Here is a 10,737-nt window from a genome sequence, read left to right as displayed (position 1 = left end):
GTTCTGGGGGAGGCGGGGATCTCCGTCCTTCACGACCGGACGCTGTACGACTACCCCAACTACACCGGGGCCTATGACCGGGCGCTGACGGCTATCCGGGGGTATTTGGAGAAGTATCCCTCTATCCGCTTCGTCCTGGACGTCCACCGGGACGCCATTGAGGACGGGCAGGGGAACCAGCACAAGGTGGTTTCCGAGCTGGGAGACCAGGGGACCGCCGCCCAGATGTCCCTGGTGATGGGCAGCGACGGCAGCGGCTTGGCGCATCCGCTCTGGCTGGAAAACCTGCGCCTGGCGGCGGCGGTGCAGCAGGACGTGCTGGAGCATTACCCCACGCTGATGCGCCCGGTGCTGCTGCGGAACTCCCGGTACAACCAGCACGCCACCACCGGGTCGCTGCTGCTGGAGGTGGGGGCCGCCGGAAACTCTCCGGAGGAGGCGGTGCTGGCGGGGCGGCTCTTCGCGGAGCGGTTCGCGGCGGTACTGCTGGAGAAACGGGACGGCGCGGAATCTGCGGAAGCCCCGGAAAGCGGGGACGGCCCGGAAGAGGAGGGCGGCGGGGAGGCGGCTTCGTAAGAGGCCGCCTCTTTTTGTAAATTTTTCCGCCGCGCATGAAAACGCCGAAATCAGGGACCCTAAAACCACCCAACGATTTGAACGCAAAAGGAGTGAGCCCATTTGGAAACGGGAATCCACAACACCTCCGAGATCGGGCGGCTGAAAAAGGTTCTGCTCCACCGCCCGGGCCAAGAGCTGGAAAACCTGATGCCGGAGTATCTGGAGCGGCTTTTGTTCGATGACATCCCCTATCTCCGGGAGGCCCAGAAGGAGCACGACGCCTTTGCCGAGTGTCTGCGCCAGCAGGGCGTGGAAGTGGTTTACCTCACGGACCTGGTGGTGAATTCCATTACCAGCGACGAGGTCCGCAAGGAGCTGGTGATGCAGTTCCTGGACGAGGCGGGCGTCAAGGACCAGCGGAGCCGGGTGCTCCTGGGGGAATACCTGGGGAAGATGCCGGACAAGCAGATGGTCTCCACTATGATGGCCGGCGTGCGGAAAAGCCAGCTCCAGGGCGAGAGCGAGAAGCTGGCGGACCTCTTATCCGCCGCCGGGGACGGGTATCCCTTCGTGGTGGACCCCATGCCGAACCTCTATTTTACCCGGGACCCCTTCGCCACCATCGGCACCGGCGTGTCCATCCACAAGATGCTGACGGAGACGAGAAACCGGGAAACCCTCTTTGGCAAATTTATCTTCGAGCACAACCCGGAGTATATGCACGCCCCCCGGTGGTACGACCGGGGCGAGACCTCCTCTCTGGAGGGCGGGGATATTTTGATTCTCAGCCCCCAGGTGCTGGGGGTGGGCATCTCCCAGCGGACCAAGGGGGACTCCATCGACACCCTGGCGGAGGCGGTGCTGACCTACAGCNGGACGAATTTTAAGAAGCTTCTGGCTTTCAACATCCCCAAGAGCCGGTCCTTCATGCACCTGGACACGGTGTTTACCATGGTGGACCGGGACAAGTTCACGGTGCACCCCAACATTCTCTCCAGCATTACGGTGTTTGTCATGGAGNTGGACGAGAACAAAAAGATGAAGATCACCCAGGAGGACGGCCGTTTGGAGGACATCCTCAAGGAGCACCTGGGGCTGGACCATGTGACCCTTATCGAATGCGGCCGGGGCAGCGAGGTGGACGCGGCCCGGGAGCAGTGGAACGACGGAAGCAACACCCTGGCCATCGCCCCCGGCGAGGTGGTGGTGTATTCTCGGAACTACGTGACGAACCGCTCCCTGGAGGAGGCGGGGATTAAGGTGCACACCATTCCAAGCGCGGAGCTGAGCCGCGGGCGCGGCGGGCCCCGGTGCATGAGCATGCCGCTCTGGCGGGAGGACCCGTAAGGTTCCCCCACCCGAAGGGCGAGTACAATCCCCCCTTTTCAGGGGGAACCAGAAAAGGAAGGTAACACAACATGGCATTGAATTTAAAAGGCCGCAGCTTTTTAACCCTGGAGGATTTCACCCCCGGCGAAATCCGCTATCTTTTGGACCTGGGCCACGACCTGAAGGCCAAGCGCCGCGCCGGNGTCTGTTAGNCCGCCCTGNAGGGCAAGCACATCGTGCTGNTCTTCGAAAAGACCTCCACCCGGACCCGGNNCTNTTTTNAGGTTGCCGCCACCCAGGAGGGCGCCCATGTCACCTACCTGGACGCGGGCAGCTCCCAGATGGGCAAGAAGGAGTCCCTGGAGGATTCCGCCAAAGTGCTGGGGCGCTTTTTCGACGGCATCGAGTACCGGGGCTATGCCCAGCAGGTGGTGGAGGACCTGGCGAAATGGTCCGGCGTTCCCGTNNGGAACNGCNTCACCGACTGGGACCACCCCACCCAGATCCTCGCCGACATGATGACCCTGGAAGAGCACTGCGCCAAGCCCCTGAACAAGATGAAGGTGGTCTTCCCCGGCGACGTGCGGAACAACATGTGCTACGCCTGGATGATGGGCGCGGCCAAAATGGGCATGCACTTCGTGGGCCTGGGGCCCCAGGAGCTGGCCCAGCAGATGGACCAGGAGCTGGTGAAGCGGGTCTTCGCCGAGGCCAGGCAGAACGGCGGCCTCATTGAGATCACCGACGACATGGGCTCTTTGAAGGGCGCGGACATGATCTACGGCGACATCTGGGCCTCTATGGGCGAGGAGGAGCTGATCCCCAAGCGGGCAGAGCTGCTCTCCCCCTTCCGGGTGACGGAGGAGACCATGAAGGCCACGGGGAACCCGGACGTGCTCTATATGCACTGNCTGCCCTCCTTCCANGACTTTGNGACGAAGCTGGCCAAGGAGNGGAAGGACAAGGGCGTGGACATCCGGGAGGTCACCGACGAGGTCTTCCGGGGCCGCCACAGCGTGGTCTTCGACGAGGCCGAAAACCGGATGCACTCCATTAAGGCCGTCCTGGTGGCCACCATCGGAAAATAAAGGGGGAGATCCCTTTGGAACGAGCGAGATTCCGTATGCCGACGGCATACACCATTCTATTCCTCCTCATCATCCTGGTGGCCCTGTGCACCTGGCTGGTTCCGGCGGGAGCCTACCAGTACGTGAACGAGGCCCCGGTAGCCCGGACCTATNNCGCCGTGGCCCAGAGCCCCCAGGGGGCCGGGGCGGTGCTGAAGGCCGCTTTCGCCGGGTTTTACGACGCGGTGGACGTGTGCGTCTTCATTTTGATGGTGGGCGGCTTCCTGGGCGTGGTCATGAGAACCGGAGCGGTNGACGCCGGGGTAGNCCGGATCATTCAGCGCCTGGNNGGAAGAGAGAAATGGCTAATCCCCATTTTGATGATCGCCTTTGGCCTGGGGGGCACCACCTACGGCATGTGGGAGGAGACCATGGCCTTCTATCCCCTTCTGATTCCCGTCTTTCTGGCGGCGGGCTATGATGCGGTGGTGGGCATCTCCGTCATCCTCCTGGGAGCCGGGGCGGGCATCATCAGCTCCACGGTGAACCCCTTTGCCACGGGCATCGCGGCGGGCTTCGCCGGGGTGTCCCTGGGGGAGGGCATCCTTCTCCGGGCTATCCAGTGGGTGGTCTTTGAGGGGGCGGCGATTTGGTTCGTCATGGCCTACGCCGCCCGGGTGAAGCGGGACCCGGCCCGGTCCGTGGTGGGCGTGGGCGCGGGGAAGATCCAGGCCAACATGGAAGAGACGGTGGAGTTTACACCCAAGCGGAAGGTCATCATGGCCATCTTCACCCTGACCTTCCTGATTATGATTTACGGCGTCATTCCCTTTGACGAGATGGGCCTGCCTCTGCCGACCTTAGGCTGGTGGTTCCCGGAGCTCAGCGCCCTGTTCCTGGTCAGCGGCGTGNTCATCGGCCTCATCGACCGCATGGGCGAAGNGGCCATTGCCGAAACCTACGTGGCGGGCTGCGCGGATTTGCTGGGGGTGGNCCTGATCATCGGCATCAGCCGGGGCATCACCGTGCTGATGAACGACGGGCAGATCACCGGCACCATCCTCCACTGGNGAGAGAANGCCCTCTCCGGGGCGGGGCCTGTCAGCTTCGTGCTGCTGGNGTACNNGCTGTACCNGCCCTTGACGGTGCTGATTCCCTCTTCTTCCGGCCTGGCCACGCTGTCGGTGCCCGTCATGGCCCCCTTGGGCCGCTTCGCGGGGGTGGGGGGCGATTTGGTGGTGACGGCCTTCCAGTCCGCCTCCGGCCTTGTAAACATCATCACCCCCACGGCGGCGGTTGTCATGGGGGCCCTGGCCCTGGGGCATGTGCCCTATGACAAGTGGGTCAAGTATGTGTGGAAGCTGATTTTGTATTTCTTTTTGCTGACTCTGGTGTTTTTGATCGCAGGCGTGGCGCTGGGCTGAGCGAAAAAACCACCGGCTCAAAAGAGCCGGTGGTTTGCCGCTGTCACGGGATGATCTCAATCCAATACCCGTCCGGGTCGGTGATGAAGTAAATGCCCATGGCGGGATTCTCGAAGCAGATGCAGCCCATCTCCTTGTGCTTGGCATAGGCTGCCTGATAATCCGGGGCCTTGAGGGCCAGGTGGAATTCGCACTCCCCCAGGTCATACTTCTGGGGATGGTCCCGCAGCCACGTTAGCTCCAGGCGGAAGGTGGTCCTCCGNTCCCCCAGAAANNCAATCACATAACTGTCNNCCTCCGCCTCCTTCCGGCGGACCGGGGACAGGCCCAGGGCCTCCTTGTAGAATTTCAAGGAGCGCTCCAGGTCGGTAACGTTAAAATTGAAATGATTGAACGTATACATATTCTGCCGCCTTTCAGCCCGCCTGGTCCTTCAAGATGGTGTAAACCTCATAAATGTCCTGGATGGTATAGGTAGCCCGGACGTCCTTGGGAACGTCGCCGTCCCGGGACTGGGTCAGGAAGGAATGGATGTGGAAGGTAGCCCCAAAGCCCAGATTCTGGGGGCCGATGACGTCCCGGGAGTAGGTGTCGCCCACATAGGCGCAGGTCTTGGGGTCCGAGCGGACCTGATTCAAGGAGACCAGGAAGATGTTGGGGTCCGGCTTGCGGTAGCCGGTGACGGAGGAGAGGGTCACGTCCTGGAAGTAATCCCGGATGCCGTACTCCTCCAGCGTGCGGAAGACCTGGTAGAGGGCGGCGGTGTTGCTGATGACGCCCAGCTTCATGCCCAGGCCCTTCAAGCCCTCCAGCATTTCCTTTACCTTGGGGCGGAGCGCACGGTGGTAGTGGGTGACCTCCCACATGTGGGCCAGCTCCTCGGAGAAGGGCTTCACGGTGTCGAAGTCCAGGCCCAGCTCCGTCAGGACATAGTTGCCCCAAATCTCCTCGGGCTTCAGTTCCCGGTTCGTGGGGCCCCGGTAGGCGGCGTANCGGTCCCAGCCGTCGGCAAAGGCCTGGATGGCGGCAGGGATGTCCAGGGACAGGGGATGGCCGTGGGCCGCCAGGATGCGGAGGACGCCCTCGGCGGAGGCCTTTTTGCTGGCGTCGTCGATAAAAATGTCCTCCAGGGTCCCGCCCATGTCAAACAATACGGTATCGATCATAAATTCTCACTGCCTTTTCCAAGGCCGTGCCGAATCTTCGGCACGGGGCCTTTTTTTCCAGTATAGATAGTACGCCAAAAGGGACGAGCTCAGGCCCAGCGCCAGAGGGGCCAGCACAAACATCCCAAAGAATTGGAGGACCAGCCCGGCGTTTTCCCAGCCCATGAGCATTATGAGCCCGATCAAACAAGCCAGCATCAGCAGCGTCAGCCAGAGATAGCCGGCGGGGAGCAAACGCTTGTCGACGGGCAGCAGCCAGACCAGAGAGGCCGCCGCCGTCCCCGCCGCCGCGGGCGCCAGGGCTTCCACCAGGCTGATGAGCCAGACGGGAAGCGCCGACCCGCTCAAAAGGCCGTCCAGCNAGGGGTTGAGCAGGGCGAAGCAGCCGCCGTAAACGGCCAGCAGCACCCAGCAGAGGCAGAAGGAGTAGAGCAGGATGGTGCTCTTTACCCTGCCGTTTTCCGTCATCTGGAACGCGCCCCAGAATTTGTCCGCGAACTTGCCGACCCGCTCGTCGATCTCTTTTTGCCGGATGGGATTTGCCATAGGGTTCCTCCTTAAAAGCCTTGAAACATGGAAGCTGTATTCACAGGCGGGAAGCCTGTGCCGTTTCTCGCCTGTGAATACAGCTTCTTAGAAGGCGGGCGGGCGGCCGTCCGGCCGCCCGCCCAGCAAAGCTGTGAACGCGGCGATGGCAGAGAGAGGGATTACTGGTTCAGCCAGTACATCCACATATCCTGCACGTCGGGATAGATTTCATAGATGGAGACCAGGTCGTTGGCCCGGGCGCCCNGCTCGTTNAGCTTGNCGGGGTTCTTCTCGTCCACGAAGTCGTCACGCAGGGGCCAGTTGCCGACCTTGGTGAAGGGCTTCAGGCCGCCGCTCTGGCAGTCCGCGCCGCCGGTGACGAAACGGATGAAGAGGCGGGCGCCGGCGGGGCTGTTGCAGCCCTGGACGACCATCATGGCCTCGGTNTTCAGCAGGGCGGTGTAGGGGCTGAGGTTGATGCACCAGTCGATGTTGTAGCCGGACTCCTCCCGGTTTTCGATCTTACCGGCGGAGGCCAGGGCCAGGGCGGGCTGCTCCTTGGTGGAGTTGTGGACGGCCAGCACCAGCTCGTCGCCGTCGCCGATGAAGGTCATCTTAGCCTGGGTGAAGCGCCACAGGTACTCAACGCCCGCGTTGTTCTCGGGAACCTCGAAAGCGAAGCTGGAGGCGTCGTAGGTGTACTCCAGGTCCTTGCCATAGGTGTCCTTGTAGGACTGGGCCATTTCGTCGGCGTTGATGATGAAGCTGGCGAACAGGGAGAGGTACGCGGTCTCCTGGCCGATTTCCTTGGTGTAGAGGGCGAATTTCTGGTTGCCGGCGTCATCCTTCTCGATGATCTCCCACCAGCTGTTGATGGGCTGGCCATCGGGGAACGCTTCGGTGTTGTAATACCAGAAGGCCTGAGAGGAGTACAGGGGATAGCTGTACTTCAGGTTCTCCTCGGGGATGTGGGCGCAGATGTCCCGGGGATAGAAGGGCTCGATGACGCCCTTGTCATAGTACTCGTGGAACACTTCTCCGTTGACGTCCTTGGTCTGGAGCACGTCGGCGGTGATGTTTCCGGTTTCATTTTCCATCCTGGCCTTGCTCAGGACCTCGTCGGAGTCCAGGTCGGAGACCACCAGGTCCAGGCCGGGAAACGCCTCCTCAAAGGGCTCCTCTTCCTTCAGCATCTTGGAGGAGGTGGCGTAGACGTTGATGGTGGTGTCTTCCTTCAGGGCCAACTCGTAGAGCTCCTCATCGGTCATGTCGCTCCACTCGTCATAGTAGGGGCCATAGACGTTTTCGCCGGTGTCCATGTCATAGCCCAGCTTCAAGTCGGTGGTGGGAGCGGCGTCGCCGCCGTCGGAAGGCTGCTCGGTCCCGGTGGAGGCGCCGGAGTCGGCGGGGGCCTGGGTATCGCCGCCCTTGTCGCCGCCGCAGGCGGCCAGGCTGAGGACCATTACCAGGGCCATCAGCAGCGCAAAGAGTTTCTTCTTCATCAGATCTTCTCCTTTCGTTTTGGGGAAATAGTGATGCTGGAATCTATATNGCCAAGGGGGCGGAAACGGGAGCTTAGCCCGTACCCCGGCGGCGGGCCCGCCGCCGGGGGTGCGCCTCTTTGCCTATCCGGGAGGAAGGAGGGTGCTTAGACCGCGCGCTTGATGAGCCGGGTGGTCTCTTTATTATAGACGTTGATTTTGTCCTGGTCAATGATGGCCCAGACTTTTTGATCAATGTCATAGTGGGCCTGGCCGATCTCCTTGGACAGGAACTCGTCCTCGCCGGCCTTCAAGGTGACGATGGTCTCGGAACCGGCGGGCTGGCTGGCGTACACGGTGACGGGGAGGGCGCCTTCCACAGGCTCCCGGGAGATGAGAATCTGCTCGGGGCGGACNGCCAGCACGCAGTCGAACTCGCCGCTGGAGGGCTTCTGCTCGTTGGTCAGGTACTCGGCGGCGAAGGTGTGCCCGCCCAGCTCGCTCTTGACCACCAGCTGGCCGCCCTTCATCTCGGCCTTGCCGGGGACCAGGTTGATCCGGGGGTTGCCGATGAAGTCGGCGGCCTCCAGGTCAATGGGGTTGTTATACAGCTCCATGGGGGTGGCCACCTGGTTCAGCTCGCCGGCCTTGAACAGGGCGATCTTGGTGGACATGGTCAGAGCCTCGACCTGGTCGTGGGTGACGTAGATAATGGTGGTGCCCAGCTCCTTGTGGAGGCGCTGGAGCTCGGAACGCATGTCGATGCGGAGCTTGGCGTCCAGGTTGCTGAGGGGCTCGTCAAGCAGNAGCAGCTTGGGGCTGGAGGCCACGGCACGGGCAATGGCCACGCGCTGCTGCTGNCCGCCGGAGAGCTCCGTAGGATAGCGGTCCTTGTACATGTCGATGCGCATCATCCGCAGGGAGTCCATGACCCGGCGGTCGATCTCGTCGTGGCTCATCTTCTGGATTTTCAGGCCGAAGGAGATGTTGTTGTACACCGTCATGTGGGGCCACAGGGCGTAGGACTGGAACACCAGGTTCAGCCCGCGCTTGCTGGGTTCGGCATAATAGGCGTCGTCGGCGTTGATCATTTCCACTCCGTCGATGGTCATGATGCCGTTTTGGGGCTTTTCCAGGCCGGAGACCACGCGGAGGGTGGTGGTCTTGCCGCAGCCGGAGGGGCCCAGCAGGGTCATGAAGTCGCCGTCCTCAATGGTCAGGTTGATGTTGCGGAGGACGTGGTTGTTGCCGTAAAATTTGTCAATATTTTTCAGTTCAATGCGGCTCATATGGCACGTTTCCTTTCTGTTCTTATATAAAGTCCGTGGCTCGCTGGGTTACCANCTCTTTCCGATGTCGGCACCGGCGACCTTGTTGGCGAAGATGTAGCAGAACAGGATGAACAGCAGCACGCACACGGAAATGGCGTCGGACATCTGGGCGAAGCCCTCCTGGGAGTAGGTGAAGGCCAGATAGGACATGGTCCGGGTGGCGGGCGNCNTCATGATGATGATGAGGTCCAGCTCCTTGGCGATGGAGATGAACACCAGCATCAGGCCGGAGATGAAGCCGTTCTTCGCCAGAGGGACAATGATGGTGGCCATCCGCTTCCAGAAGCTGGCGCCGGCAATGTCCGCGGCTTCCTCCAGCTCCACGCTGATGGAGAGCATGTTGGCGGTGCCGGAGCGGCTGGCGAAGGGGAAGTGCTTGACCANGGAGGTGAGNACGATCAGGGTGAAGGTGCCGTAAAGGGAGGGGATCAGCCCGCCGAAGTGAGGCACGCTGAACATGGAGAAATACATGGTGGAGAAGGCCACGCCGCTCATCAGGTAGGGAACGAACACCAGCTGCTCGGTGAGGTTGCCGTACCACTTGCCCCGGCCGCGGGAGCTGATGTAGCCCAGGAACTGGCCGCAGAAGGCGGTGATGAGGGAGGTGATGATGGTCAGGCGGACCGTGTTCCACAGGGCGCTGAAGAACTCGGGGTTGCGGAAGATGCCCGCGTAGTTGGTGTACTTCTCCGCTTCTCCGGCTTCGCCGATCCAGTTGTAGAGGGTCAGGTTTTCGGGACCGTAGCCCGCGCCGGTGGTGATCTGGAAGGTTTCCATAATCAGCACAAAGAAAGGCATGACCATGGCCAGGAACAGGAAGACGGCCAGGAACGCCATCATGGGCTTCTTTGCCGCGCCAAGAGGCATCAGNGTGCTGCGGCCGCCCTTGCCGCCCACGGTGGCATAGGACTTGCGCACGCCGATGGCCCTCTGGTTGCTCATCAGAATCAGAGCCGCCAGGCCGACCAGAACGATGGACATGGCGTAGCCCACGCCCCGGGGACCCTGGTCGATGTAGACGCGCATGCGGGTGGCCAGGGTGTAGTAGCCGATGCGGTTGCCCAGGTTGGCCGCCACGCCGTAAGTACCGATGGACTTGGAGACGGTCATGACCAGGGCGGAGAGCACGGAGGGAAGGATCAGCGGCAGGGTGATGTAGCGGAGAATCTGGGCCTTATTGGCGCCTTGAATCTCGCCCATCTCCTCCAGCTCCGAGTTGATGGAGCGGAGAGCGCCGGAGACCTGNATGTAAGAGAACGCATAGTAGTGCATGGACATGCACAGCACGATGGCCGTGGGCCCGTAGGCCAGCCAGTCGGGAATCGGGATGCCCATGCCGGTGAGGAATCCGTTTGCGCCGCTGGTGGGCGTGCGGAATACCGCCAGCCAGGCGATGGCCTTGGTCCAGGAGGGAATCATGTAGGGCACGGTAATGAGAATGCCCAGAACTTTCTTGCCGGGGAGGTCGGTACNGATCATCAGCCAGGCCAGCACCGAGCCCAGAGGGACGGAAATCAGCGTGGTGAAGAAGCCGCGGACAAAGGAGTGCAGCAGGGGCTCCCACAGCACGGCCTTGGACATGTTGCTCATCAGCATGTACTGCCAATAGTAGNGCGTGAAGTCGCCCACTTTGCCGTCCACACGGCGAAGCTCGCCCTGCGCCAGGGTGAAGGTGGACTTAATCATGGTCAGCAGGGGAATGACGATCAGGCAGAACAACACGATCAGGCTGACCAGCACGACCATGTTGAAGGGGTTTTTGAGCACGTTTAGGATCAGGTTCTTCAACCGACGTGCCGTCAATTTCTTCCTGGGGGGTCTTTCCTTGGTCACGGTTACTGCATTTGACACGA

Annotated in this window: 8 protein-coding genes and 1 pseudogene; 4 read left to right on the top strand and 5 right to left on the bottom strand. The window is 61.6% G+C overall.

Annotated elements, in window-relative coordinates; all coding sequences use genetic code 11:
- The 4 genes and pseudogenes from JX325_RS02140 to JX325_RS02125 all read left to right on the top strand — a co-directional run.
- A partial coding sequence (locus tag JX325_RS02140; protein ID WP_204789534.1) for a stage II sporulation protein P occupies nt 1-576 on the top strand: 576 nt, incomplete at its 5' end.
- A gap of 102 nt (nt 577-678) precedes the next feature.
- Nucleotides 679-1,905 (top strand): arginine deiminase, encoded by a 1,227-nt coding sequence (gene arcA, locus JX325_RS02135; protein ID WP_204789533.1) that lies wholly within the window; start codon nt 679-681, stop codon nt 1,903-1,905.
- A 71-nt stretch (nt 1,906-1,976) separates the two neighbouring features.
- Nucleotides 1,977-2,975 (top strand): annotated as a pseudogene (gene argF, locus JX325_RS02130) (ornithine carbamoyltransferase).
- Nucleotides 2,976-2,989: 14 nt separating this feature from the next.
- Complete coding sequence (locus tag JX325_RS02125) at nt 2,990-4,378, top strand: YfcC family protein (protein ID WP_204789532.1); 1,389 nt, start codon at nt 2,990-2,992, stop codon at nt 4,376-4,378.
- Nucleotides 4,379-4,421: 43 nt separating this feature from the next.
- On the opposite strand, the gene JX325_RS02120 is transcribed toward JX325_RS02125, so the two are convergent.
- The 5 genes from JX325_RS02120 to JX325_RS02105 all read right to left on the bottom strand — a co-directional run bounded on the left by JX325_RS02120 (nt 4,422) and on the right by JX325_RS02105 (nt 10,735).
- Nucleotides 4,422-4,781 carry a VOC family protein gene (locus JX325_RS02120; protein ID WP_204789531.1) on the bottom strand — a complete coding sequence of 120 codons (360 nt, stop codon included), beginning with the start codon at nt 4,779-4,781 and terminating at the stop codon, nt 4,422-4,424.
- A gap of 13 nt (nt 4,782-4,794) precedes the next feature.
- Entirely contained in the window at nt 4,795-5,544 is a 750-nt protein-coding gene (locus JX325_RS02115; RefSeq protein WP_204789530.1) for an HAD family hydrolase, read from the bottom strand.
- A gap of 707 nt (nt 5,545-6,251) precedes the next feature.
- A complete protein-coding gene (locus JX325_RS17795) occupies nt 6,252-7,574 on the bottom strand; it encodes an extracellular solute-binding protein (protein ID WP_243413874.1) in 1,323 nt (440 codons plus the stop codon).
- A gap of 146 nt (nt 7,575-7,720) precedes the next feature.
- A complete protein-coding gene (locus JX325_RS02110; RefSeq protein WP_204789529.1) occupies nt 7,721-8,842 on the bottom strand; it encodes an ABC transporter ATP-binding protein in 1,122 nt (373 codons plus the stop codon).
- Between the two features lie 48 nt (nt 8,843-8,890).
- A complete protein-coding gene (locus JX325_RS02105; RefSeq protein WP_243413873.1) occupies nt 8,891-10,735 on the bottom strand; it encodes an iron ABC transporter permease in 1,845 nt (614 codons plus the stop codon).
- Nucleotides 10,736-10,737 lie beyond the last annotated feature (2 nt).

The sequence above is a fragment of the Oscillibacter sp. CU971 genome (assembly GCF_905219725.1).
GTDB lineage: Bacteria > Bacillota > Clostridia > Oscillospirales > Oscillospiraceae > Oscillibacter.
This window is presented reverse-complemented; position numbering and strand designations above follow the sequence as displayed.